The organism is Emticicia sp. BO119 (assembly GCF_013912375.1).
Lineage (GTDB): Bacteria > Bacteroidota > Bacteroidia > Cytophagales > Spirosomataceae > Emticicia.
Genome location: NZ_JACETV010000010.1, coordinates 57,670 through 83,827, shown reverse-complemented (window position 1 = coordinate 83,827; position 26,158 = coordinate 57,670). Strand labels below are relative to the sequence as shown.

At 36.5% G+C, this 26,158-nt stretch carries 19 protein-coding genes; 9 read left to right on the top strand and 10 right to left on the bottom strand.

Annotation, left to right across the window (positions count from 1 at the left end; all coding sequences use genetic code 11):
- Nucleotides 1–130: 130 nt before the first annotated feature.
- From H1R81_RS24225 to H1R81_RS24215, 3 genes are read right to left on the bottom strand one after another with little or no spacing between them, the layout of a single operon-like run.
- Nucleotides 131–955, bottom strand: a complete 825-nt coding sequence (locus H1R81_RS24225) for an enoyl-CoA hydratase/isomerase family protein (RefSeq protein ID WP_181843340.1) — start codon at nt 953–955, stop codon at nt 131–133.
- Entirely contained in the window at nt 955–1,785 is an 831-nt protein-coding gene (locus H1R81_RS24220; protein WP_181843339.1) for a hydroxymethylglutaryl-CoA lyase, read from the bottom strand. Before H1R81_RS24220 ends, H1R81_RS24225 begins: the two co-directional genes overlap by 1 nt.
- 26 nt (nt 1,786–1,811) lie before the next feature.
- Nucleotides 1,812–2,963 (bottom strand): acyl-CoA dehydrogenase family protein, encoded by a 1,152-nt coding sequence (locus tag H1R81_RS24215; RefSeq protein WP_181843338.1) that lies wholly within the window; start codon nt 2,961–2,963, stop codon nt 1,812–1,814.
- A gap of 139 nt (nt 2,964–3,102) precedes the next feature.
- Between H1R81_RS24215 and H1R81_RS24210 the strand changes: the two genes are divergently transcribed.
- The 4 genes from H1R81_RS24210 to H1R81_RS24195 all read left to right on the top strand — a co-directional run bounded on the left by H1R81_RS24210 (nt 3,103) and on the right by H1R81_RS24195 (nt 9,717).
- Complete coding sequence (locus H1R81_RS24210; RefSeq protein WP_181843337.1) at nt 3,103–4,707, top strand: acyl-CoA carboxylase subunit beta; 1,605 nt, start codon at nt 3,103–3,105, stop codon at nt 4,705–4,707.
- 150 nt (nt 4,708–4,857) lie between these two features.
- Nucleotides 4,858–7,845, top strand: coding sequence for a reprolysin-like metallopeptidase (locus H1R81_RS24205; RefSeq protein ID WP_181843336.1), 2,988 nt, complete (start codon nt 4,858–4,860; stop codon nt 7,843–7,845).
- Between the two features lie 378 nt (nt 7,846–8,223).
- Nucleotides 8,224–8,907, top strand: coding sequence for a ferritin-like domain-containing protein (locus tag H1R81_RS24200; RefSeq protein ID WP_181843450.1), 684 nt, complete (start codon nt 8,224–8,226; stop codon nt 8,905–8,907).
- A gap of 12 nt (nt 8,908–8,919) precedes the next feature.
- Nucleotides 8,920–9,717, top strand: coding sequence for a ferritin-like domain-containing protein (locus H1R81_RS24195; RefSeq protein WP_181843335.1), 798 nt, complete (start codon nt 8,920–8,922; stop codon nt 9,715–9,717).
- 91 nt (nt 9,718–9,808) lie between these two features.
- Here H1R81_RS24195 and H1R81_RS24190 read toward each other — a convergent pair whose 3' ends face one another.
- Both H1R81_RS24190 and H1R81_RS24185 read right to left on the bottom strand, forming a co-directional pair.
- A complete protein-coding gene (locus H1R81_RS24190) occupies nt 9,809–10,840 on the bottom strand; it encodes an MBL fold metallo-hydrolase (protein ID WP_181843334.1) in 1,032 nt (343 codons plus the stop codon).
- An 87-nt stretch (nt 10,841–10,927) separates the two neighbouring features.
- A complete protein-coding gene (locus H1R81_RS24185) occupies nt 10,928–12,373 on the bottom strand; it encodes an aldehyde dehydrogenase family protein (protein ID WP_255463225.1) in 1,446 nt (481 codons plus the stop codon).
- Between the two features lie 164 nt (nt 12,374–12,537).
- On the opposite strand from H1R81_RS24185, the gene H1R81_RS24180 reads away from it, so the two are divergent.
- Nucleotides 12,538–13,596, top strand: a complete 1,059-nt coding sequence (locus tag H1R81_RS24180) for a helix-turn-helix transcriptional regulator (RefSeq protein WP_181843332.1) — start codon at nt 12,538–12,540, stop codon at nt 13,594–13,596.
- Between the two features lie 59 nt (nt 13,597–13,655).
- A complete protein-coding gene (locus H1R81_RS24175) occupies nt 13,656–14,801 on the top strand; it encodes a methionine aminotransferase (RefSeq protein WP_181843331.1) in 1,146 nt (381 codons plus the stop codon).
- A 162-nt stretch (nt 14,802–14,963) separates the two neighbouring features.
- Here H1R81_RS24175 and H1R81_RS24170 read toward each other — a convergent pair whose 3' ends face one another.
- Both H1R81_RS24170 and H1R81_RS24165 read right to left on the bottom strand, forming a co-directional pair.
- Nucleotides 14,964–16,076 carry a hypothetical protein gene (locus H1R81_RS24170; protein ID WP_181843330.1) on the bottom strand — a complete coding sequence of 371 codons (1,113 nt, stop codon included), beginning with the start codon at nt 16,074–16,076 and terminating at the stop codon, nt 14,964–14,966.
- A 112-nt stretch (nt 16,077–16,188) separates the two neighbouring features.
- The gene (locus H1R81_RS24165; RefSeq protein WP_181843329.1) at nt 16,189–17,382 is read right to left on the bottom strand and encodes a histidinol-phosphate transaminase; all 1,194 of its coding nucleotides are present in this window, start codon (nt 17,380–17,382) and stop codon (nt 16,189–16,191) included.
- A gap of 962 nt (nt 17,383–18,344) precedes the next feature.
- On the opposite strand from H1R81_RS24165, the gene H1R81_RS24160 reads away from it, so the two are divergent.
- Genes H1R81_RS24160 through H1R81_RS24150 form a run of 3 tightly spaced genes read left to right on the top strand, consistent with a single transcriptional unit; the run spans nt 18,345 to nt 23,541 of the window.
- Nucleotides 18,345–21,515 (top strand): SusC/RagA family TonB-linked outer membrane protein, encoded by a 3,171-nt coding sequence (locus H1R81_RS24160; protein ID WP_181843328.1) that lies wholly within the window; start codon nt 18,345–18,347, stop codon nt 21,513–21,515.
- Between the two features lie 40 nt (nt 21,516–21,555).
- On the top strand, nt 21,556–23,025 hold the full coding sequence (locus tag H1R81_RS24155; RefSeq protein ID WP_181843327.1) for a SusD/RagB family nutrient-binding outer membrane lipoprotein: 1,470 nt from the start codon (nt 21,556–21,558) through the stop codon (nt 23,023–23,025).
- A gap of 42 nt (nt 23,026–23,067) precedes the next feature.
- Nucleotides 23,068–23,541 (top strand): hypothetical protein, encoded by a 474-nt coding sequence (locus H1R81_RS24150; protein WP_181843326.1) that lies wholly within the window; start codon nt 23,068–23,070, stop codon nt 23,539–23,541.
- A 73-nt stretch (nt 23,542–23,614) separates the two neighbouring features.
- Here the strand turns inward: H1R81_RS24150 and H1R81_RS24145 are convergent, their stop codons facing one another.
- The 3 genes from H1R81_RS24145 to H1R81_RS24135 all read right to left on the bottom strand — a co-directional run bounded on the left by H1R81_RS24145 (nt 23,615) and on the right by H1R81_RS24135 (nt 25,938).
- On the bottom strand, nt 23,615–24,340 hold the full coding sequence (locus H1R81_RS24145; RefSeq protein ID WP_181843325.1) for a hypothetical protein: 726 nt from the start codon (nt 24,338–24,340) through the stop codon (nt 23,615–23,617).
- Nucleotides 24,306–25,406 (bottom strand): AMP-binding protein, encoded by a 1,101-nt coding sequence (locus H1R81_RS24140; RefSeq protein ID WP_181843324.1) that lies wholly within the window; start codon nt 25,404–25,406, stop codon nt 24,306–24,308. Before H1R81_RS24140 ends, H1R81_RS24145 begins: the two co-directional genes overlap by 35 nt.
- Before the next feature lie 64 nt (nt 25,407–25,470).
- Nucleotides 25,471–25,938 (bottom strand): ubiquinol-cytochrome c reductase iron-sulfur subunit, encoded by a 468-nt coding sequence (locus H1R81_RS24135; protein WP_181843323.1) that lies wholly within the window; start codon nt 25,936–25,938, stop codon nt 25,471–25,473.
- Nucleotides 25,939–26,158 lie beyond the last annotated feature (220 nt).

Below are 26,158 nucleotides of genomic sequence, written 5' to 3'. Positions count from 1 at the left end.
AGCACTATTCTTAATTTTCGCCAAAAATAACATTAAAATTCCGGACTGCAAATTTGCGGAAAAAGGTAAGAATTGAAATACTTTCTTTCAAAAAATATTCCTGAAAATTAAAATTTTGAAAAGTTTTGGCCTATTGATTGCGCCAGGTAGGCTTTCTTTTTTCATTAAAAGCCTTAATACCCTCCTTTGCATCTTCAGAGTTCCGAATTTCCTGTAGTAATCCCAACAAGTATTGATATTGTTGGCTTTCAGGAATATCGGATAATCTTTGATATGCTTCAATACCTTTTTTAACTGCAAAAGGTGAGCCACTTATAATTGTCTGGATTAAATTTTCTGTATTATCATCAATGCCATCTACCGAAGAAACCTGGCTTACCAAACCCAATTCCAATGCTTCTCTTGCAGTATATTTTTTTCCTAAAATACACATTTCCAAGGCTTTTCTTGGGGGCATAATTTTTAGTAAGGTACCCATCACCTGCAACGGAAAAATTCCTCTCAGAACTTCAGGCAGACTAAAATTAACTTTTTCCGTAGCTATAACAAACGTACAACCACCAATCAGCAAAAAACCTCCAGCCAGTACATCACCCTTTACTTTTGCAATACAAGGTTTGTAGAAGTTTTTAAACGTATCTCCTAAATTTATTTCTTTTAATGGTCTGGGCAAACTTTCGTTAACTTTATCAAGTTCAGGATTCTGAAATACATTCAAGTCCATTCCGGCACAAAAAACCGGTCCCTCTGCCTCCAGTAGTACACACCAGATTTCGCTTTTACTATTCGCAAATGCTAATGCAAATGCAATTTCATTCACCATAGTCGGCGTAAATGCATTTCGTTTTTCAGGTCTGTTAAGTGTAATAACAAACAGATTCTGTCTGATTTCCGTTTTAATCAGTTTAAACACAACATTCGGAAAAGAAGCAATATCGTTTTCAGAGAAATACATTAACTTATCATGTTTTGAAAAGCTATTTTTAGTAATTCAATTTTTTCTGTCTCAGCATTTCCGGCAAAAGATAATAAATTTTCGGTAGGCATATTGCCTACCAGTTCATCAGCAGCCATGGGACATCCCCCAAAGCCTAATATGGCTCCATCAAATCTTCTGCATCCAGCATTATAGGCACTCTCAACTTTTTCTCTCCAGGTATCAGGTATAGTGTGCAGATGCGCACCAAATTCTAAATCAGGGTGTTGAGGTATCAGATTTTCAAACAAGTATTTTATACTCTCAGGTGTTGCCACACCTACTGTATCAGAGAGAGAGAATATTTTTATCCCTAATTGTTTCAATTTCTCTATCCAAACTAATACAATTTCAGCATTCCATATATCACCATAGGGGTTTCCAAATCCCATTGAAATGTAGATTACCAATTCCTTATTAGTTTTTGAACAAATATCCTGAATGACCTTTACTCTTTCTACAGATTCTGATATGGTTACATTAGTATTTCTTAACTGAAAAGTTTCAGAAACTGAAAATGGATAACCTAAATAAGTTATTTGCGGGTAGACTGATGCTTCCACAGCTCCTCGTTCATTGGCAATTATAGCTAATAGTTTTGTTTTTGTTTCAAAAAGGTTCCCACCATAAAGGACACCTTTTGTGTCTGCCATTTGCGGGATAGCTTTTGGTGAAACGAAACTTCCAAAATCAATAGTATCGAAAAGATTGCTTTCCAATAGTTGATTGATATAAGCAATCTTTTTATTGGTCGGAATAAAATGATGAAGCCCCTGAATGGCATCTCTCGGACACTCTATTATCTTCATTGCTCTATTAGATAGCCTTTAAATATTTATTTTCTGGTAATCTCTCGTGCAATTACCACTTTCTGAATTTCGGATGTCCCCTCTCCTATTGTACAAAGTTTAGCGTCTCTATAATATTTTTCCGCCGGAAAATCTTTGGTATAGCCATATCCACCATGTATCTGAATCCCTTCATTAGCTACTTCAACTGCCGTTTCAGAAGCAAATAATTTGGCCATAGCTGAAAGTTTCGTTACCTTTTTACCAGTGTCTTTCAAATAACCCGCTTTTCGGGTCAAGAGTTCTGATGCCTCAATTTTTGTGGCCATATCAGACAGTTTGAAGCTAACTCCCTGAAAATTAATGATGGTTTTGCCGAATTGTTCTCTTTCCTGAGCATATTTCAATGCTGCTTCCAACGCGCCCTTGGCAATACCTAAAGAAAGTGCTGCAATAGATATACGACCTCCGTCTAAAATCTTAAGAGACTGAATGAATCCATCGCCAACATTACCTAAAATATTATCTTTATGCACTTTGCAATTATCAAAAAACAAGCAGGCAGTTTCACTGGCACGCATACCTAATTTATTTTCTTTTTTACCCGCTGAAAAACCTGGAGTGCCTTTTTCAATGACAAAAGCTGTCATCCCATGAGAATCGCCTTTTTCTCCTGTTCGTGCAATCACCACTGCTACATTTGAGCTGATCGCATGGGTAATAAAATTCTTTGAGCCATTTAATATGAAGAAATCACCGTCTTTCACTGCGGTGGTTGCCATACCACCTGCGTCAGACCCTGTCCCTGTTTCGGTTAAACCCCAAGCACCAATCCATTCCCCACTTGCCAGTTTTGGGAGATTCTTTTGTTTTTGTTCTTCATTGGCAAAACTCAGAATATGGTTAGTGCATAATGAATTATGGGCAGCCACAGACAAACCAATAGATCCACAGACCTGTGAAATTTCATCAATAATAGTGATATATTCCTGATAACCAAGCCCCGAACCACCATAAGCTTCAGGAACAAGAACACCCATAAAACCATATTCACCCATTTTATGAAAAAGCTCGACTGGAAACTTCTGGGATTCATCCCACTCCATAACATGCGGTCGGATATAATTTTCGGCAAAGTCTTTGGCACTTTGACGAATCATTTCTAATTGTTCATCTGTATCTAATTCAAAAACTGTCATATCTTTATTTTTGGTTGTTGAGAATTAGTTGCAATACTAATTATTTTTTTAACAACTATTTATCATATTTACAAAATAATTGTTCAATATTAAGAATTTATATCATTATTTTGCCTTAAAAAGAAATTTATCAAATATTATGCTAAATCTGGAATCGTTATTAGAGGAATTGAATCTAAAGAAAAAACAAATAAAACTGGGCGGTGGTTTAAAAAAAATTCAGGCACATAAGGCCAAAGGGAAAATGACTGCCTGGGAAAGAATTGAATACCTGATTGATAAAGACAGAGAATTTACGGAATTCGGGATATTTGCTGGCGAAGGTATGTATGAGGAGGATGGTGGCTGCCCTAACGGTGGGGTTGTGTGTGGTATTGGCTCTGTTAGTGGGAAAATGTGTGTGATTGTGTCAAATGATGCCACCGTTAAAGCCGGAGCCTGGTTTCCGATTACTGCCAAGAAAAACCTCAGAGCTCAGGAGATTGCCATGGAAAATCATCTACCAATTATATACCTTGTTGATTCAGCGGGAGTTTATTTACCTATGCAGGCAGATGTTTTTCCTGATAAAGAGCATTTTGGACGCATATTTCGTAACAATGCCCAGATGTCATCAATGGGTATTCCACAGGTTGCCGCCATTATGGGTAGTTGTGTAGCAGGTGGGGCTTATTTACCTATTATGTCAGATTATGCACTGATTGTCGAAGGCACAGGTTCAGTTTTTTTGGCCGGCTCCTATCTGGTTAAATCTTCAATTGGTGAAGAGATAGACAATGAAACTTTAGGAGGAGCTACTACACATTGTGAAATTTCGGGGGTAACAGATAACAAGTTTCCAAATGATGCGGCTTGCCTTGATGAAATAAGAAAGATTTTTGATAAGATGGGACATAACGTTAAAGCAGGATTCGACAGAAAAACGTCGATCCTACCTTTGAAAGACCCGAAAGAGATCTATACTATTTTACCATTAGATAGAGCGAAGCCCTATGATATGATTGATATTATAGAGAGGCTCGTAGACAATTCTGAATTTGATCAATATAAAAAAGGATTCGGGCAAACTATTCTTTGTGGTCTGGCCAGAATTGATGGCTGGGCTGTTGGAATTGTAGCAAATCAGCGAAAAATTGTTAAATCAAAAAAAGGTGAAATGCAGATGGGTGGTGTAATCTATTCTGATTCTGCAGATAAAGCGGCTCGGTTTATTATGAATTGTAATCAGCAAAAAATTCCACTGATTTTCTTGCAAGATGTGACAGGCTTTATGGTTGGAAGTCGCTCAGAGCATGGAGGAATTATTAAAGATGGTGCTAAAATGGTGAACGCAATGGCTAATTCGGTTGTACCTAAATTTACTTTTATTGTTGGTAATTCTTATGGAGCTGGTAATTATGCAATGTGTGGTAAAGCTTATGATCCTCGGTTAATTTATTCCTGGGTCACCGGTCAGATGGCCGTTATGAGTGGATCTTCTGCCGCAAAGACCTTATTGCAGATTCAGGAAGCCGCATTAAAATCGAAAGGTGTGGAGCTTTCGGAAGAAAAAGAAAAGGAACTTCTAAACTCCATAACTGACAAGTACAATTCCCAGTTAAGTCCATATTATGCCGCAGCAAACCTTTGGGTTGATGGTGTTATTGATCCATTAGAAACCCGAAAAATTATTTCCACAGGAATAGAAGCGGCAAACCATGCCCCTCTGACTAAACGCTATAATGTGGGCGTGATTCAGACATAAATCCATTAGATAAAAAGTAGGACTAAATCCGGCTTTGCGATTTTTTTAATGCTAAATTGCAATATTAATGCTTCCTTCAATATCAAATTTTGCAGGAAGTATTTTTTATATTAAAGAGTACTTCAATTCATTACCCTTAACTGAGCATTTATGAAGAAACTTCTATCAATTATTGCCTTATACTTGCTTTCACTTAGCCATATTTTTGCGCAAAATCAAACCTCTTTTGGGCGTGAAGTGCAAATAAATATTGATCAACTAACACAGCAATTAAAAAACGCCAATGCTGCTAATGAAAATTTACTACCCATTGTTAATTTACCAGGTCCTGATGGAAATTCTATACTTTTTAGAATGAAGACCTCTCTCATTATGGAAAATCAGGCCGCCGAAGTAAAAACATTTAATGGAGAATCACTTGATAAAAGTGTGCCAATCAGAATGACTATTACCCCTTCTGGTTTTAGCGCTATTATGCATTATAATAATGGTTATTATTTTTTAGAACCTATTGAGGGCAAATCTGGCATTTATAGATTGTATAATATAAACGAAGCACCTGATGGAGCGTGTAACCTGAATGGAGATGAGTCATTTTTAAAAGAGCATAGGAATGGCCGTATTTTGAGTATAACCCCTTTTCCGATTGGTTCTCAATTACGAACGTTTAGAATGGCTGCGGCTGCAACTAATAAAATGACCTCTGCTTTAGGAGGGCAAACTCAGGCAAGAGATAAAATTGTGGCAATTATTAATGCAGTAAATCTCATTTATGAGGTAGAGGTAGCTATTAGATTTACTTTGATTGCAAAAACTACTACTTCAATGTCTCTTATATTGACTACACAAGGATCTGACCCATTTGTAATTAACCCAACCTTTGCCAGTGCTGCCAATGCACAAACAGGATTTACAGCCTTTCATAGTACAGGACCAAACCCATATAATGGTATTTTAAATTACAGCGAATATGATATTGGACACACTTTTAACTCTTATGTTAGTGGCTCCGGCCCTACTTACTATGTTCGTGGACAGGCCGGACCAACGCCTTGTGTGGATGATAGCAAAGCAAGAGGTTGGACAGAATTTGTAAGCAATGCTGCATTAGGGACGATCGTAGATGTATTTGCACATGAAACAGGACATCAATTTATGGCCTGGCATACTTATAACGCAATTGGAGGTGACAATGGTTTTTGCACCAATGGTTGGGATAATGAAACTGCTGTTGAACCAGGAAGTGGTTCAACTTTAATGGGGTATGGAGGCAATTGCAGTACTCCTGTTAACTATGTTTTAACTGCCCCAAACAGTGAATCTTATTTCCATACCAAGAGTATTGAACAAATACTTAATTCTGTAAATAATTTTAATACTTGCTATACAACATCAGCTACAGGTAATACCCCACCTACATCAAATGCAGGCAGTAATTATACAATCCCAAAAGGTACTCCTTTTACATTAACAGGTTCAGCAACTGACCCTAATGTTTCAGACGTTTTAAGTTATGCCTGGGAAGAATATGATATAGCCACTTCGAATGATAAGGGGGCTTTTGGAAGTAGCACAAACGGTAATGGTGGATATTCTGCTGTAAATAGTACTGCAAGTGCGCCCTTATTCAGAAGTAAAATTTCCAATGTTCCAACCAGAACTTTTCCGGCTTTAAATTTCATACTTAATAGTGCTAATAATCCGGCAGATAATGAAGGCGAGGATTTACCACAAGCGGCAAGATCAATGAAATTCAGGTTAACAGTAAGAGACAACAAGGCTAATGGAGGTGGTGTTGATTCTGATGAAACAATCATTACTGTGAATAATTCGGGGCCTTTCTTGATTACTACACAAAATAGTGCAACCTTATGGATTTATAATGGGACAAATACAGCAAACATATTGTGGTCGGTCAATAATACTAATATAGCACCTATCAATTGTGCGAACGTAAAAATATCTTTATCAACAGATGGCGGGCAAACCTTTCCGGTTGTATTAGCTGCGAGTACTCCAAATGATGGCTCTCATACCATAACAATCCCCAATAATTTAACATCAACAGCAAGAATAAAAGTTGAAGCCATTGGAAATATCTTTTTTGATATTAATAATGTAAATATTACTATTACCAATTCTTGCTCGCCAGAAACATCTAATGTCATTCCTTTCAATTCAGTTTCTCAGCAAGTTGGCTCGGCTAACCTTAATTTGTCACTTTCAGGAGTAGGGAGTGTTGTTAGCAGTTTTGCAGGTACTATTGCAAATACTGACCCAACTACAACCATTACAGTTAAGAATAATTCAGGAAATTGTCAATCTTTTGGCAATTCAACTTATTACGATATTTTCACCTTTATACCAAGTATAAGTGGTAGTTATACATTTTCTGGATTAGACTTTCCTAAAATTATGAATATTTATCAAGGTAACTACAATACCTCAAATACCTGTTCAAATTGGATAGCTTCAAGTGCTACTTTTAATGGTAGTTCTGTATCAATAGGCTCAAATATAACAGCTAATCTCGTAGCATTTACAGTATATAAAATTGTCATTACCGGATTTGATGATGTTCCAGACCCAGCTTCATATACAGTCAATCTCACCGCAAAACCGGCAAACTCCAATTTATATAGCCCAATCTCAGGTTCGCCGTATGCCTATACGTATGTAATATACGATACCAACTCGGGTACAATTATCAATTTTGAAGATGATCCTAATTTATCTATTGCTGGCACTTATCCGGCGGGTTCGTACCGTATTTATGGCTTATCTTATCAAGGTGGATTGTCTTTAGCACCTTATGATGGCAATTCTTTTGCTTCATTCCAATCGCTACTTAACAACAATACCATTTGCGGTAAGTTAAGTACTAATTTTGTTAATGTTACTATTACAAGTAATACACCATGTAGTAGTAATGTTGTTCTCGTCAATCCAACCGATAATATAAACTCCGGCAATATTACCAAGCAGGCCTCTGCTACCAATGGTAAAATAACTGCGACTAATTATGTAACAGGAACAGGCACAAAAGCAACTTATCAGGCTAAAGCAGTAGAATTAAATGCAGGCTTTAAAGCCGAAACAGGAACCATTTTCAGAGCTGAGACTGGTGGATGTAATTAAAATTTAAACATTTTATTTTGTAAAAGTCCTACTCCTTTGGGTAGGATTTTTTTTAAGCGTCATTTGTTCCCCATAAATTTGAAATTATTGACCTGTAAGTGGAAACATTGCCCCTACCATTTGATTAAAATTATAACAATTAGAGTTGGTATAGTTTTTTATGAGTAAACAAATAAAATTCGGGGATAAAAAAAGTAAAGAATAACGAAGGGTCTTTTTCAGATAATTTAAAAAATATTCTTCTTAACAAATCCGACCTTAATAAAATCCCGTAAGTCTTAGTATTACAATAAATAAATCCAACAATAGCAAAAGCTATTTAATCTTTTAAACAATTTCATGCCCATGGAAACACCAAATTTGGGTTCATCGCCTACTATGCGCTTAAATGATGAATCAGTAAAATCCGTAGACAGACGTAACTTTTTAAGAAGAGCCGGGTTGACAACAGTTGCTGGAGCAGTTTTTTTAGCCGGTTGTGACAAAGATGATGATATGGATCCATCACCATCATCAGTAGATTTAGGTAGTGGAGATACTGGCATTCTGAATTATGCTTATGCTCTCGAACAATTAGAAGCTGCTTTTTACACTCAGGTAGTTGCGACCCCTTATTCTGGAATTACAGATGCCGAAAAAACCTTGCTAACAGACATTCGTGATCATGAAATTGTTCACAGAGATTTCTTAAAAGCTGCGTTAGGAGGTAGTGCCATCGGAAGTTTAGAAGTAAACTTTTCAAGTATTGACTTTACCAGCAGAGCCAGTGTTTTAGGTGCGGCAAAACTCTTTGAAGACACAGGAGTTGCTGCGTATAATGGTGCAGGTAATTTACTTACAAATGGAACCAATTTATTAGTTGCGGGTAAAATTGTTTCTGTAGAAGCTCGCCATGCTGCAGCTATCAGAGATTTGTTATCTCCGAATTCTGCTTCATTTGCAGGAGATGACATTGTCAACAGCAATGGCCTTGACAATGCCACCAAGCCAGCTGATATATTAGCGGCGGTTAAACCTTATGTAAAAACAACAATTACAGCATCAAATCTTCCAACTGCATAATCCAAACAGACAATGAATTTTTTCAATATAATTTCAGAATTAGAGAAAGTGGACACGGATGTTCACGAAAGACTCGAACATATTTCAAGACGCAGTATGTTTAATACACTTGGGAAAAAAGTTTCGGCGTTAACCATTCCTGCAGTTCTGGCGGCTTCTCTTCAAAAGGCATATGCTGCAACTCCAGGAGCAATAGACATATTAAATTTCGCCTTAACCCTTGAGTATTTAGAAGACGATTTCTACAAGGCAGGACTTGCGGCAACAAATTTAATTCCTGGAACGGATAGACTTATCTTCCAACAAATCAGTAAACATGAGTCGGCACACGTTGCACTTTTAAAGTCAGCATTAGGTACTAAAGCTATTGCAAAACCGACATTCGATGTTACTGGTAATGGTGCATTTGCAGATGTATTGACCAATTACAAGACATTTGCCATTGTTTCGCATGCATTGGAGGATACGGGTGTAAGAGCGTACAAAGGACAGGCTGGTAATCTAATGACAGCTGAGGATAAACCATTATTGCAAACCGCATTACAGATTCATTCGGTTGAAGCACGCCATGCCTCTATGGTAAGACGTTTGCTCAATGCCAAAGGGTTTGTTCCGGGAGCAAAAGGATGGATTACCTTAAACCAAGGAACTCCGGCAGCCGTTTATGCAGGCGACGATAATCTGACACAGGCGGGAGTAAACCTTACGGGGCTTGCAGGTAAATCAAATGAAGCTATTTCAGAAGCATTTGATGAGCCTTTAACCAAAGATCAGGTATTAGCAATTGCTACACCTTTCATCAAATCTTAAGGTTTCTGGAAAGTAATTTAAAAAAAAGAGTCTGTCCTTACTTTTGAGTAAATGACAGACTCTTTTGCTATTAAAATACCTAATTCGGTATTTATAAATTCCACCAGACCTTGTCTGGTTTTTTTTCACCTATAATAACGGGTTCTCCAATCATGGGTGTAGTAACGGGAAGATTAATTTTTTCCGCAGCTACAATCAGTCTTTGAATTGGTTCGTTCCAGGAATGATTAGCTAAAACAAATTTGCCCCAGTGAACGGGTAATAAAAGTTTCGCCTGCAAATCTTGAGCAGCTTGTGCCGTTTGTTCAGGAAACATATGTATCAATGGCCATTCAGACCCATATTGTCCGTTTTCAAGCATTACTATATCAAATGGCCCGTACTTATCTCCTATTTCTTTAAAATGCGTATCATAACCTGAATCACCGCCTAAAAATAATTTATACCCATGAATACTAAGTACAAAAGCCGACCAGAGGGTTTTACCTCTTGTGAGACTACGACCAGAGAAATGACGAGCCGGGGCAGCAATCACTTCAATATCATCAGTTATCTCATGCTTATCCCACCAGTCAAATTCAATAATTTTTGTTGGGTCCACACCCCAGAACTCTAAATGAGAGCCAACTCCTAATGAAACATAAAACTTCTTAACCTTGGGAATAAGCTTTATAATAGTTTTATAATCAAGATGATCATAGTGGTCATGAGAGAGAAAGAGCATATCAATCATCGGTAATTCACTGACCTCATAAATATCTGTTCCATCAAAAGCATTTGCAAAAGACCCGAATGGTGAAACAGAACCACTCATTACGGGGTCGATCATAATTGTTATGTCTTTTGACTTAATAAAGTATGAAGAATGACCCTGCCAGACAATGGTTGGCTTATCCGCCTTTAGGTTTTTCAAGTCAGTTTTAACCGACGGTAAAGCAACTGATGGTCTTACATTCTTTGGTTTATTAAAAAACTCTCTCATCATTTTAAGATAAGAGGCATCTTTTAACGTAACTGTGGTAGGTGATAAATTCTGAAAGGAATCGTTTTGGTAATTATTCGATTTCAGAATCCTCCTTAGCCTTTCTCCAAATGGATTTTTTCCAAAAAATTTTTGTCTCATAAATATTATTGAACTTACAACAGCAAGAGTAATAAAAGTAATTATAAAAATAAATGTTCTGCGTGTAAATCTCATAGTATTAATCTCTTAAAGCCATTTAATGACCATATCAAGCATTTTCATAACTCTTTTTGATGCAGGTGGATGAAACATATTAAATGTTGAAAATTTATTTTCCACCACAGCCTTTTTATTTGAAAATTCCTCAAAACCATATTTTCCAAATGATTTCCCGATTCCAGAATTATTCACTCCTCCGAAAGGTAGATTGTTTTGCAGATAATGGATAGTGGTTTCGTTAATTACCACCGCACCTGAAGATGTATTCTGTATTATATAGTCGATATGGCTTCTTTTTTTGCTGAACATATACAATGCGAGTGGTTTCTCCCCTGCATTTATATAATCGCTTACCTCTTCAAGGTGGTTAAACTCGACAATTGGCAAAACGGGCCCGAAAATCTCATCCTGCATGATGCGCATTTCATTCGTTACATGGCTAACCACTGTTGGTTCTATAAAGTTCTCTGTGAGATTAGTGTCTCCGCCAATAGCTATTTTAGCTCCTTTTACTAATGCATCATCTATTAAACCTTTAATCCTGCTAAAATGCTTCTCATTAACAATTCTACAATAATCAGGTGATTGCGAAACATCATTTCCATACATCTTTTGTATATAATTACCCATTTCTTCAATAAACTGTCGGGTCTTGGAACGATGAATTAGTATATAGTCTGGAGCAATACAGGTCTGTCCGTTATTCAGGAACTTTTCTGCTGCTATGGTTTGAGCAGCAAATTTAGTATCTGCGGTTTCATCAACAATGGTCGGAGATTTACCTCCCAATTCTAATGTAACTGAAGCAAGATGTTTAGATGCGGCTTGCATCACTATTTTACCTATAGCTGGGCTACCTGTAAAGAAAATATGATTAAAAGGTAAATCTAACAGTGTGGTTGCAATACGGGCATCTCCTTCCACAACAGCTACTTCATTCCGTGGAAATAATTCATTAATCATTTCCACCAAAAGAATGGAGGCGTTAACAACAATTTCTGAGGGTTTTATAATTACTGCATTTCCAGCGGCAAGCGCCTGCAATAAAGGCTTTAAAGTAAGATTGAATGGATAATTCCATGGACTCATAATCAAACAGTTACCTTTAGGTTCGTGTACGATTTTGCTGGTAGTGCCAAGCATTTTAAGTGGAGTTTCAACACTTTCTGCCCTCATCCATTTGTCTAAATGCTTGATAATGAACTTTGCTTCACTTACTACAGGCATCACTTCGCTTACTTTTACCTCAAAAAGATTTTTCTGATAATCTGCACCCAATGCTTCTGCGATCCGTTCCTGATTGTCAAGTACCCATTGCATAACTTTTTTTATCTTAACAATGCGCTCTTTAGAACTTGTAGCAGCAATGTTTGAAAGATTTTTCTTTTGAAGCCTAAACAAAGCTTCTATATCTGTTTCTACGATAGCCGGAATATGTGTCATAAAAATGGTATTTGCCTGATTGAAATACAACCAACAAAATTCAAAAAAAATCTCAGAAATATGCAAAAAACTTTCAAAAACAACTGCAATTTGGTGATTTATTAAAAATTTTAGATATTCGAGTGGTATTTATGCTTTCTATCTCATTGAGATACTAATAATCCTAAGAATTTCGCACCTCTAACTAAGCAAAAATGTCTTTAATCAGTAATAATCTCAAATATCTTAGGCGTATAAACGGACTTACACAAGACCAGTTTGCCCGCCGCATCGGTACTAAAAGAGCGAACGTTGGTGCTTATGAGGAGGCAAGAGCTGTTCCGCCTGTAGATACGCTAAAAATAATTGCTAATACTTTTGGCATCAGTGTCGATGACTTTGTAAAAAAGGATATACGAAAACTAAGAGAAACCCCGGATCTTACTTTTGGGTTTGATTCAAAACCTACCTATAGCGAAGATGCTCCTGAATCTGAAGACGACCCGTTTGACTTCCCTCCTTCTATCGGAGATTTAATGAATAAATTTTTAGGCGATGAACCACCATTACAAGAAAAGAACACAGAGATGATTGCCCAAAAAGTAATGCTCAAGCCTACTGATAAAGTGCAATTTGAGTCTGATCCTTTTATTTCTAATACTCAGCCTAAGATAAATCAGATAAAAGAATATACTGAAACATCTCCAAAGCATATCTTTGATAACCCATCTAATAAAGTTCCTTCTCAAACGGCATATATTGAACCAGTCTCTAAAAATATACCTGATTCACATTCGTATAAAAACACAATCCAGATTGTTCGTCGGTTTCAGTATAATGATTATCTCATAAAAAATAAGGAATCAGGCTTTCTGAAAACCTTGATTGAGTTTCATTTGCCAACATTACCCATAGGAGAATACAGGGCATTTGAAGCAACGGAAGACTTTACCTTTGAAGGTGCTTTGCTGATAGGTTCTCGGGTTAATAACTGGTATGATATTATTGATAGCAAAAATTATGTCTTGGTTACTAAGCCACAGGGGATAATCTATCGAAGAGTTTATAACCAGGTAAAAATCAAAGGAACGCTATTATTAAGTTCAGATAATCATCGCTTTCCGAGTACTGAAATTTCAATAAATGATGTGATTGAGACATGGGAGATAAAGGCTTTTCTTAGCTATCAATTACCAGAACCAAGCCCAAGTTTCGACAAGTTGAGTCATCTGGTTGGTGAAATGAAATTCGAATTAGAACGATTGAAAAAATAAACTACCTTTTACCCTGAAAATTTACCCATTCACTTACCCTCAAAGTGAATTTCTACTCAATGACAATTACATCTAAACAACCGAATATTGGTACTACCATTTTTACGGTTATGTCTCAGTTAGCCGCTGAAACTGGAGCGTTGAATCTTTCGCAAGGGTTTCCAAATTATAACTGCTCGCCTAAGCTTATCGAATTGGTTAATCATTATATGCATAAAGGCATGAACCAATATGCCCCAATGGCTGGCATTATGCCTTTACGGGAAATACTGGCCCAAAAAACTGCCGATTTATATGGTTTATATTATCAACCAGCTGAAGAAATAACTATTGTATCAGGTTGTACAGAAGCTATCTATGCCACCATGGCTGCTATTTTGCATAAAGATGATGAGGTTATAGTTTTTGAACCTGCTTATGATAGCTATGTTCCATCGATAGAGTTGAATGGTGGGAAAGCTATTTATGTAACTTTAACCGCTGAAAATGATTTTACTATTGATTGGACAATTGTTAAAAGCAAAATTACGGAGAGGACTAAAGCCATTATGCTGACAACTCCACATAATCCAACCGGAAAATGCCTTACAAAAGAAGATTTGAATCATTTGGCTATTTTAGTTAAAGAGACCAATATCTTCATTGTTTCTGACGAAGTTTATGAACATATCATTTTTGATAACAGACTACATTTATCTCCTGCGTCTCATCCAGCACTAAAAGAAAGAACATTTTTGTGCGGTTCATTTGGTAAAACTTTTCATACTACAGGCTGGAAATTAGGCTATTGTATGGCACCAAAAGAATTGACGGCCGAATTCAGAAAAACACACCAATGGATTACTTTTGCCTCTCCTACTCCTATGCAACATGCCTTTGCAGATTTTATGAAAGAGCCTGATAACTACCTGTCAGTCAGAGGATTTTATGAAGAGAAACGCAATAAATTTATCAATTGGCTAAAAGATTCAAGATTTACCTTGAAGCCTGCGGAGGGTAGTTTTTTCCAGATGGTTTCCTATACTCAGATTACTAATGAACCAGATTATGATTTAGCAGTACGTTGGACAAAAGAGATTGGTGTAGCCTCAATTCCAATTTCTGTATTTTACAATCAAAGAAATGATAATAAAATTCTGAGATTCTGCTTTGCGAAAGATGATGAAATGCTTGAGAAAGCTGCCGAGAGATTATGTAGGCTGTAAAATAAGTGGTAGTGATCAGATTTTAAAATAAAATATTTTTCCAGATCGCATCTGTTAGAGACAAGGTAGCACCTTGCCTCTAACGTGGCACTAAATTTTCTACTATGAATTATTTCATGAATGCTCTTAACATTTTAGGGGTAGTATTTTGAAATTGAGACTTCATGCCTCTATTTTCTCAACTCTTGCTTTTACCATCCTTGATGTTTTTGCCAAATATTTAGGCACAAAACTGACAGCAATTAATCCAAGTGCTGTCACAATCAGTGTCTCTGTATGGGCAAAGAATGTGCCCGCTGTGAGAATACCCATTACCAGAATAGTTGAAAAAGGTAGTGAGAAAGCCAATACCAATACGGCAAATTCTATATTGAATGTCCGTTTCTCTTTTGGTATATGATTGGTTTCTTCTTTCAGGGCAACTGCAGACATATGCGCAAATGGCCAGAAACTACACGAGCTTAATGGAACTACCACAGCTAAAAGAACCATTGTGGGAGATGAAATCTGGAAAACAGTAATAATTAATACACTAAAAAGTATCGTTATTCCTGCGCGGAATAATAAAATTGAACTCACTAATCTGATTTTACCTTCTTTTAATTGTACGGCCAATCCGATATAAATGAGAACCATAGGTGTCATCAATGCACTCGTACGATTAAAGATTTCTGAAACAACTGAAGGCAAATCATCAAAACTGATTCCAAAACTTAAAAAAGTAATTGCCAGAAGCATCACGATATTAATAGGTTCTTTTACGAGACTTAATAATAAACTTTTTAATTTTCCTTCTTCTTTAACATCGTTGGTTTTGTTGTTTTTGAGATACATATTCATCGCAACAAAATAAAGAAAGTTTAAAGCAAAGAATTTATTCCCGACATCAGCCATAGCTGCTTTAGCTAAAGGTTCTTTGCCAAGAAATTCATGGATAAAAGGAAAACTTGACAATCCGGGTGCCAAAGAAGGCATGAGCATAGTTAAAGTACGACCTATTGAGCTATCTGTTTCAAGCTTGAAGAGCGTTAAAATGTATGGCATTGACAAATAAATGAAAAAATTAAATGCCAATGTAATGAGTGGAAATATTAATAATGTTGAGTCTATTTTGACACCCATTAAGGCCACAAAAACAGTTGAGGGAAGTGCCACTGAAAGAATCATTTCTTTAATTCCATTCAATTCTGTCTTACTCTTGAATTTCGACCTTAACGACAATCCAATCACAATAAGTAATATGAGTATAAATGTTTTTTGAAGTGCGACTGCCATAAGAAATTGTAGATTTAGGAAAAAACCTTCCTTGAATGTTCGGACAAGCACTTTTTAATAGCGTGCTTATCCAAACATCAATAAATAAATAAAAAATAAATCAGAGACAAGCTTAGCTGATTTCTTCTAAAGCTTTAACGAAGAGTTTCATTTCATCCATTGTTCCCATACTTACTCTACACCAGGTTTTCTTCTGAATGTCAAAAGTTCTGACACCGATACCTTTTGAATACATTTTTGCAAGAAAATCTTTCCCATCCATAGCAATCGGAAAAATAACGAAGTTGGTATAAGACGGAATATACTTAAAGTTCATCTTGTCCAGATTTGCATACAAGTATGCTTTCACTTCAGAATTCAGCTTTTTTGTCATGGTTTGAAATTCCATGTCTTCGATACTTGCTGATGCTGCCAATACAGAGGTATATGAGATGCCCATGCCTCCTCTGGTAATATTCTGAATCTTATCTAAGAAAGAAGGCAAAGCCGCAATATAGCCTACTCGTAAACCAGCCATACCCATGATTTTCGAAAATGTACGGGCAATAATTACGTTTTTATTTTGCCCTAAAAGCGAAACCATGCTTTGAGTTCCGGTTCCTTCAGCGAGTTCTAAATAGGCTTCATCAATAAATACAGGAACTTTTTCAGATACACGTGAACAAAAATCCAATAATGCTTTGCCATCAGTTATACTTCCTGTTGGATTGTTCGGATTACAGATATATACTAATTTGGTGTCTGCATCAATCGCAGCTTCCATGGCAGATAAATCATGAGACCAATCACTCTTACAAGGAACAGCTTTCCATTTTGCACCAACAGATTTAGCAACGCTTACTAAAGACATATAGCATGGATCTGCTGAAACAATATTGCCCCCATTCATAAATTGCACTAAGGCAACTTTTTCTAACAAATCAGATGAACCAGGACCCATCATGATATGATTAGGTGTTACTCCTGGGCCTTCTTTCTTTACAATTTTACCTATTAAATCACTTAATTCTTTCCATGCGTAACGGTTACCTAATACTACTGAATCGACTACTGCCTGCTTTGCACTCGCTGGTGGGCCATAAGGATTTTCGTTGGCATTCAAACGCGCCTTTAATTTAGTCACATCAGGTGGGTTGCTGACGAAGTGTTCACGCATTAAAGGAGTATAATATAATCTGTTTTTACTGTCTAACTGAACAGGTGTATTCGGGAAGGCACCCATACTCAATTGAGGAGCGATTACCATTCCACCCAATGTCATCAAGCCCGACTTTAAAAGATTGCGTCTGTCAATATTCTGATTCATTTTCTTGAAGTGTTTAAAGAGTATAAAATTGTTTAGCTTTTACGAAACGCTGATATATTTAATGTGTTTATTAAAACAGATAGCAGTTGACTAAACTGAACTGTACAATTCAGAAGATTTGGCTTGCTTTGGCATCGAAATATTGCTGAGTATTTCAATGTTTTGAGAAATTGTAGAAAAGTAATACTTAAGACAAAAGTAGTATAATACAACAAACTACCAAAATTTTATTTGATTAAATTTCAATTTAATTTTAAATTATTTTTAATTTTTAATATTCAACTACTGTAAATTTAAATGTAAAAAATAGTTTTTTATAAAAATTTGATAAATTTTTATAAAGTTTCACACTTGATATATATTTTACATAATCTTCATATTATAATAGTAAATTTTAATTTATTGCACATATTCAAGTTATTATTTAACGATTTGAACTATTTTTAATATTAAGTTAAATTTTCGTTAAAATAATTTGCAAGTAATTATTACAACATATACTATTGCAGTAGAAATTATTAGAAAAGTACAATAACACTTCATCAGAAACTCTCTTCCGACCGCAAAAGCCGAGTGTCTGAACCTTATAAAACAGGAACTTCTCTTAATCGAAGTTGCGGGGCTGATAGTCTAACCTTGTTATCGACTGTCAGCAATTGCTGAATACCATTGAAATATATTCAGAAAAACTCCTGAACGAGAAAAAACTTTTCTATATGTCATTTTCTGACATATATGGGGTATGTTTTACTCATTTGACATCAATAAACTAAACTAATTATCTAAACCTCTAAAGATTAAGAAGAGACAGGCTTGCACCTCTCTTGCTGACGTGGCTCCCGACTTCAATCATACCTCGAAGCTGAGCGGTCGGAATTTCGAGCGATTGATTGAGTCGGACAGTCTCGTAAGTTTCACTCACCTATTGTTTTCATTAAACCTTTACAAACTCCTTACACTATATGAAAAGACAATTATACTATCTGACAGTTATGTTGCTTCTCCCCTTTAGTATTCTGGCACAAGACAAAGTTCTAACAGGAGTAGTAAACTCTATTGAAGAGGGAGCATTACCAGGGGTTTCGATAGCATTGAAAGGAACTGCCATAGGTACATTAACCGATGCTAATGGGAAATTCTCTATTAAAGTTCCACCATCTGGTGGAATACTGGTATTCAGTGCCATTGGATTTGCAACATTAGAAGAAAAAATAGATAACAGAACCAGCTATGAAATTTCATTAAAAGCTGATGCGAGAGCATTAAACGAAGTGGTTGTTACTGCTCTTGGGATTTCTCGCGAGAAAAAGTCTTTGGGTTTTTCACAACAGGAAGTAAAAGGCGAAAATCTCGTTGAAGCGCGTTCTACAAATGTAGTAAACTCACTTGCTGGCCGTATTGCTGGTGTTCGTATCAGTAGTAATGGTGGTCCAGGTAGTGGCTCAACTATTCAAATCAGAGGTTCGTCATCGGTTTCAGGCAATAACCAACCCTTGATTGTATTAGATGGTGTTCCGCTACAACAACAATATGATAAACAATTCGGAGGGGGAATTTCGGAAATAAACCCTGACAACATAAAAGATATTTCAGTACTTAAAGGGCCTAACGCTGCTGCACTATACGGATCAAGAGCAGCCAATGGGGTTATTCTGATTACTTCAAAAGATGGTTCAGGCTCAAAAGGAATTGGCATAGAATATAATGCCAACTTTACGGCAGAACGCCCACTTGTTAAGCCCGACTTTCAGAATACCTATGGCGGTGGAAATGGCTATACAACCTGGTATTCAGATGGCTGGAGTGGAACTATCCAACCAGATGCTTACGACCAATATAAAGCAGCTTATGGCTTTGTAAATCCTGGGAAGACTACCGGGACAGATGGAACGGACGAAAGTTGGGGTGCACCCATGGACGGACGCCTCGTTCGACAATGGTTTACAGGAAAAGAAGTTGCTCCATTGACTCCACAACCTAATAACTGGAATGAATTCTGGGAAACAGGCACTTCATTCACAAATCATCTTGCCTTATCAGGTGCTAACGAAAAAGGAAGTTTCCGAGTAGCTTATGACAGATTAGCGCAAAAAGGGATTGCCTTTTCGAATGATTTTGAAAGAAGTAACTTCAAGCTTAATTCAAATTATAATCTTAACAAGTATCTTTCAGTTACTGCGTCGGGCGAATACATTAAATCTGGAGGTAATCGTACGTATCAGAATGGAGACACTTTTATATGGTCTCACAGACATGTTTCATGGGATCAATTAGCAAATTATGAAGATTACAGAAGTGTCCATATTCAAAGGGCTGTAGCCGGGAAATTACCAGATACTGACCCTCCTAACTGGCAACATACCTATTTTACGAATCCATACTTTACCAATAAATATTTACCAAACAAAAATGATAAAGACCGTCTATTAGGAAACATCGCTATTAATGCGAAAATCCTTCCGTATCTGAAATTAATGCTAAGAACTGGTACAGATTTGTGGACAGACACACGAATTAATATTGCCAATTTTGAAAGGGTCCGTAATGGTAACAGAACACCAGGCACCTACTCGGAGGAGGTACTCCGCCGCCAGGAAAGTAACCATGATTTCTTGTTAAGTTTTGACAAAAATTTTGGGAAAAACTTTTCGTTAGTGGCACAAGCAGGAGGAGCATTAAGAACTAATTACTACAAAAGAAACTTTACAAACGTTGGCGAATTAGTAGTTGACGGGGTTTATAATCTATCTAATTCAAACCCAAGTCAGAATTCAGTAGCAAGCCGAATTGAAAAAACTAACGTACAAAGTTTATATGGGTCTGTTCAATTAGGGTATCTGAACGCCCTATTTTTAGATATTACAGCAAGAAACGATTGGTCGAGTACCTTGCCAGCCAATGCCCGTTCATATTTCTATCCATCAGTTTCAGCAAGTGCTGTTGTTACTGATTTGATAAATATTCCAAAAAATATTTTATCGTTTGGAAAAGTAAGAGCAAGTTGGGCACAAGTAGGAAATGATGCTGACCCTTATCAGTTGGCACAAACTTTCCGTGCAAGTGGCTCATGGAATGGCTCAATTCCGGAATATTATGAAAACATAACCATCTCTAACTCAACCCTAAAACCTGAAATTACTACCGGAATTGAATTAGGACTCGACCTTCGTTTCTTTAAAAACAAAGTAGGCTTAGATTTTACATATTATGATCAGGCCACCAAAAATCAGATTTTAGGTGTAGAGATATCTAAAGCAAGTGGTTACGACAAACGAATCCTGAACGCGGGTAGAATCAACAATAAAGGAATTGAGATAACTCTATCGGGAACTCCATTCGAAACTATTAGCGGCTTTAAGTGGGACGTAGCCCTGAACTTTGCCCGAAATAGAAACCTTGTGGTTGAACTGGCCGAGGGTCTTACAACGTACACATTGCAAGAACGGAGAGGATTGATTTCAATAGCACAGGTAGGTCAGCCGTATGGTTCCTTATATGGTATCGGTTTTAAACATGCCCCAGATGGACAACTGGTATATGTGGATGGTTTACCGGTTGTTGAAACATCTCCAAGAGTATTAGGTAATATCCAACCAGATTGGACAGGTGGTATGTCGAACACAATATCTTATAAGCGATTGAGTCTGACATTTCTGATTGATGTGAAAAAAGGTGGTGATTTCTTTGATGAGGGAACTGGAACGGCACGTTGGACTGGCCAGTATGCTGAAACCGCTATTGGTCGTGAAGAGGGTGTGATTGGTAAAGGTGTTAAAAACGTAGGAACTGCGGACAACCCTCAATATGTACCTAATGATGTGATGGTAGCTGCCAACCAATTCTATGGATATAATAATCCGAGACGATACCATGAAGCCGCGATTTTTGATGGAAGTTATGTAAAACTTCGTGAGGTTTCATTTGGGATTAAATTACCGGAATCAATCTTGAGAAAAGTCGGGATCCAGAATGCTAAACTTTCTTTAGTAGGCAGAAATCTGGCTATTTTATTTAAAAATTCACCTCATATTGACCCCGAAGTTGACCGATTCGGAGGCAATTCGCAAGGATTTGCCTATGGTGAATTACCATCATCAAGAAGTCTTGGAGTCAATCTGAATTTAGGTTTCTAATACTGGGAAAATTGTTTTTCATTAATTAAATTGAAATCTTATGAAATCATATAAAATATTAGCCTCAATACTGATTTTATTGAGCATTTCTTTAAACTCCTGCACTGAAGAGTTCGATGAAATGAATACAGACCCCAATAACCCGACAAGCATAAGCCCTCAATACCTCTTGCCTTATGCTATTGAAAAATCAGTAGACAGATATTGGGGAAGTAATATCAGATTTGAACGTTTGAATCTTGATGGTGCCATGCTATGGGTGCAATACTTGTCAAGAAACATTTATTCAAATGAAGGTGATAACTATGGTATTACACCCACTTTTTATAATAATACCTGGAAATCTTTCTTCAATGATGGTCTGGTGAACTTTCAGAGTATTATTAAACAAGCCGGCCCCGAAAGCAAAACACCTAATACCAATTATGAGGGTGCTGCTATGGTAATGCGCAGTTGGATTTTTTCAGTACTAACTGATCTTTATGGAGCCATCCCATATTCGCAAGCACTAAAAGGAACAGACGGAACTCCAATTTATATACCTGAATATGACTCTATGGATAAGGTCTACGCTGGATTGTTAGCTGATTTAAAAGTGGCAAACGAAAAACTAAATATAAGTGGCCCTGCGATTTCTGGTGATATTTTATATGAAGGAAATATTCTGAAATGGAAAAAATTTGCCAATTCATTAAGACTTCGTCTGGCTAACCGTCAGGCAGCTAAAAAACCTGCCGAGTCAAAAGCAATAATGGCTGAAATATTAAGCGACGCAAGCAAATTTCCGATCTTCACCAGTAACGATGACAATGCTCTTCTGAAAAATACTGCCACCCGCCCAAGTAATAACGAATGGCACGAAGTAATGGTAATGGGAAGTCGTACTGACTGGAGTATGAGTAAATCTTTTGTAGATAAACTTACCAGCTTAGGCGATACACGGCTATCAGTATTTGCAAATACCAATGGTGCAGGTAAATACGAAGGTATTCCTAACGGGCTACCTGATGCCATAGCGACTACTTATCTTAGCTCGGCTTCAACATTAGGTAGTTATTTTATGCAAGCCAATACGCCAAGTGTAATCATGACTTATAGCGAATTGCAATTGATATTGGCTGAAGCGGCTATTGACGGTGATATTTCAGGCGATGCTGACAGTTATATGAAAAAAGGTATTCAGGCATCTTATGATCAATATAAAGTGAGTATCCCAGCTAATTATTTTGAAAACTTTGGAATAGCAACCAGAGAAAAAATCTTAGATCAGAAATGGATTACCTTATTTGGCAATGCTGTGGAGGCATGGACAGAATATCGGCGAACTGGGTTTCCTGTTTTACCAGCTAAGGATCCAAGAGCTGTTTTTGAAAATGAGGGCGTTTTACCTACACGTTTGCCTTATCCAACTACAGAATATTCGTTGAATAAAGCCAGTCTGGATAAAGGAATTACCTTGAATGGTGGGGCAGACAACATGAGAACTAAACTCTGGTGGGCTGAAAAATAATTTCAGTGAGCCTAATTTTTATCACTTCAAAATTTTAATAACATGAGAAAGACCGCGTATATATTGTTTCTGGGGCTTATTGTATTGTCATCGGCCTGCGAAAAAAAAGACCCATTTGTCGACAGAGTAGTCTCGCCATTGCTTTTTCTCGTATTAGATGAAAACGGGGTAGCATCTTCCGGGCTGACAACTGAACCAACTGTCAGCAGCAAGATTACAAAAGATATTACTTTCTCAATCAAATTGGTTGAGTTAGATAAGACCAATATTTTAGACAATACTAAAGGTATCGATTCTATTGCAGTAAAGTCTCTTCCAATTGCCTTATCAATAAGAGGTGGAGCTAAAATTGGTGATTTAACAACAAATGAAAAAGGGGTGGCTACTTTAACAAAACCATGGGCCGATTTGGGGATAACAGCACCCAAAGCTGGAACTACTCTGCTATTAAGTTGGACGGGCACTTATAAAGAAGTAAAATTTACGAAATACACCCGTATTCAAGGATCGAATTAATAATCATAGGTTGAATAGATAATGCATAAACTCATCTCAGATTTTAGAGATGAGTTTTTATTTAAACATACCCTTACAACTTAAACAACTTCTGAATTTTATAAGGTTCGATTAATAATGATTTACCAACTTCATACCAATGACCATCACCAATATTAACAAAAGTTCCTTTATGCACCGGTCTTTGTATAAATGCTGAATCAATGATGAAATCGCCTGAGTAGGTATTTTTTAAAATAAAATTGAGTTCCTCCCAAGGTAAGATTGAAGTTTTTCCAACGTGGTCGTTTTCTTTTCTGGTAATCTCGACTTTTCTATCTATAAAAGAGGCTCTAATATCAACTTCTCTGGTTTCTGCTGACTGACTTTTATAGAAAATCAGATGAAGCGGCAGTTCTTTTTCAGCCTTTTCAAAAACTGCCTGTTGTAACTCTTCCAAAAGATAAGAGAGTTTTTCGGCATTAGAAGGATAAAAAGACTGCCCATCAATATCAAGCTGCCAAAAGGATTGATGCGGTTCCAGACCTTTAATCTTTAAGGGTTTCGCAGATTTAATATTACCATACAAAATATCTTTCCATACATCCGGCAGTGTTCCCTGCCAGCTGAAATCATCATTCTTTGAGAATCCTTCATCCAGAATCTCTTCTTCGGTAAGAAGGTCTCTATCCAGATATGTCAGTTCAAACGAAAGCGTTAATTCTTTGTTCTGTGCAATTTCCCCTGAGAGTTCAATTGCTTGCGCAAAAGGTGGGGGAATGTTTTCAGAGGTTTGGTATTTGAGAGAGAACGTAGGCATTGACAGTTTTAATTTTATCGATTTTACCAGTTGGGGTTTCAATCATTTTTTCTACAAAAAATACTTCTTTAGGAATCTCAAATTTAGATAATTTTTCTGAGAAACTTAATCCTAACTCGTTGCCATTTGAGAGAGGTTTTTTGCTTTCTACTACTAAAATCAATTTCTGACCCAATTTATTGTCTGGTACACCATAGGCGAAGAACCTTCCGCTAAAATCGAGATTACTTAGCACTGCCTCTCCGATTTTTTCTATTTTCTCTAACTGAATTTTTACACCTCCGCTGTTAATAACATTATCAAACCGGCCAATCAATTTAAATTTATTTTCATCAGTTATTTCAATAATATCATTAGTCACGATCCATGTATTATCTGTTGAATTGGCTTTAATTTTAAGACATCCCCTTTCATCTTGTGCAATTTCAATACCTTCTAAAACTGAAAAGGCATCTTCTCTATGAGTCCCATTTAGTCTTTTAATGGCAATATGTGTGAGTGTTTCAGTCATACCATAAGTTGCATAAACAGGTTTTTGAATTTTTTGTATTTCTGTTTGAACCGCCTCGCTTACTCCTGCACCGCCAATAATAATATTTTTTGCGGAATTTAAGGTTTCTAAAAATCTATCGGATTCAGCTAAAATCGTCTGAATTTGTAAAGGCACAAATGCGAAGAAATTTTTACCTCTATTCGAATTAAGTAAATATAAATGTTTTTCTATACCTGAGAAGGGGCTTGAACCAGGCTCTACAATCATTAAATCCATACCTATTTCAAAGGCTCGTACCAACATCATCAATCCGGCAATATAATCCACGCTTAAGCAACAAAATGCTGTATCTCCTTCTTTTAAGTTAAAGGTTTTAGCCGTTAAATATGCCGATTCGATTAACTGAAGACGTGTAAAAGTAACTGGTTTAGGAATACCTGTTGATCCAGAGGTATGAATAGTGAAATTTTGCTGACCTGAATCCCACGCATCCTTGAATTTCAATACTTTATCATAATAAATGTTATCTGGTGCAGTATTGATGAGCGTTCCATCTTTTTCTAAAAATATCATGGTAACTATAAAAAAACCTTCTTAACCGAATTAAGAAGGGTCGAGTTAAGATTATAACGCAAATTTATTCAAAAATACGGATAGTATTATTGGTTAAATCAGAAGAAACCGAATATTTCTTCAAGTCAGTAGTTGCAGGTCCTTTTTGCACACTACCATCTGCTTTAAATTCAGACTGATGATTAGGGCATAAAAAATCGTTGGTGGCAGCTCTATAGTTAATAATTGTTGACTCATGTGTACAAATTGCACTTACTGCGATAAAAGCATCAGCATTTGTGTGTGCAATAATTATGTTCTGAGGTTTTACTACAACATATCCTCCTTTATTTTTTAATATTGTATAAGAAGTATTATTCATGTCCAAGGTAAAATCTACTTTACCCGAACTTCCATCTGGATCCGGGTCAGGTATTTCTCCCCCTCCACAGGATTGAAGACAGTTCATAAGCATAATTGCCCCAAAACTAATACCTACTTGTTTCATAAATTCCTTTCTGTCAATTGTATTTCTCTCTGTAGCCGGATTCATAGTATTATTTTCTAAGGTTAAAATTAACGAATGTATAGTTCTTTCTTGGTGTTGTTTTACACTTAAGACGACATAATAAGATGGAAAGTCGCAAATAATCACTCTAAAAGTTATTAAATCTAAAAAAATAACAAAAAAAAGATAATTAATCTAAAATTATAAATATTCACTTTGTTTATTATCTAAATATTCCTACATTTACAGGATTCTATAAATTTTA

Bases quoted from the DNA above. Each gene is read 5' to 3' on its own strand.
- H1R81_RS24145 (WP_181843325.1), bottom strand. From the start codon at position 24,340: ATGCCTACGTTCTCTCTCAAATACCAAACCTCTGAAAACATTCCCCCA.
- H1R81_RS24215 (WP_181843338.1), bottom strand. From the start codon at position 2,963: ATGACAGTTTTTGAATTAGATACAGATGAACAATTAGAAATGATTCGT.
- H1R81_RS24170 (WP_181843330.1), bottom strand. From the start codon at position 16,076: ATGGCAGTCGCACTTCAAAAAACATTTATACTCATATTACTTATTGTG.
- H1R81_RS24175 (WP_181843331.1), top strand. From the start codon at position 13,656: ATGACAATTACATCTAAACAACCGAATATTGGTACTACCATTTTTACG.
- H1R81_RS24200 (WP_181843450.1), top strand. From the start codon at position 8,224: ATGCGCTTAAATGATGAATCAGTAAAATCCGTAGACAGACGTAACTTT.
- H1R81_RS24195 (WP_181843335.1), top strand. From the start codon at position 8,920: ATGAATTTTTTCAATATAATTTCAGAATTAGAGAAAGTGGACACGGAT.
- H1R81_RS24205 (WP_181843336.1), top strand. From the start codon at position 4,858: ATGAAGAAACTTCTATCAATTATTGCCTTATACTTGCTTTCACTTAGC.
- H1R81_RS24190 (WP_181843334.1), bottom strand. From the start codon at position 10,840: ATGAGACAAAAATTTTTTGGAAAAAATCCATTTGGAGAAAGGCTAAGG.
- H1R81_RS24135 (WP_181843323.1), bottom strand. From the start codon at position 25,938: ATGAATCCGGCTACAGAGAGAAATACAATTGACAGAAAGGAATTTATG.
- H1R81_RS24150 (WP_181843326.1), top strand. From the start codon at position 23,068: ATGAGAAAGACCGCGTATATATTGTTTCTGGGGCTTATTGTATTGTCA.
- H1R81_RS24155 (WP_181843327.1), top strand. From the start codon at position 21,556: ATGAAATCATATAAAATATTAGCCTCAATACTGATTTTATTGAGCATT.
- H1R81_RS24220 (WP_181843339.1), bottom strand. From the start codon at position 1,785: ATGAAGATAATAGAGTGTCCGAGAGATGCCATTCAGGGGCTTCATCAT.
- H1R81_RS24165 (WP_181843329.1), bottom strand. From the start codon at position 17,382: ATGAATCAGAATATTGACAGACGCAATCTTTTAAAGTCGGGCTTGATG.
- H1R81_RS24140 (WP_181843324.1), bottom strand. From the start codon at position 25,406: ATGATATTTTTAGAAAAAGATGGAACGCTCATCAATACTGCACCAGAT.
- H1R81_RS24160 (WP_181843328.1), top strand. From the start codon at position 18,345: ATGAAAAGACAATTATACTATCTGACAGTTATGTTGCTTCTCCCCTTT.
- H1R81_RS24225 (WP_181843340.1), bottom strand. From the start codon at position 955: ATGTATTTCTCTGAAAACGATATTGCTTCTTTTCCGAATGTTGTGTTT.
- H1R81_RS24180 (WP_181843332.1), top strand. From the start codon at position 12,538: ATGTCTTTAATCAGTAATAATCTCAAATATCTTAGGCGTATAAACGGA.
- H1R81_RS24210 (WP_181843337.1), top strand. From the start codon at position 3,103: ATGCTAAATCTGGAATCGTTATTAGAGGAATTGAATCTAAAGAAAAAA.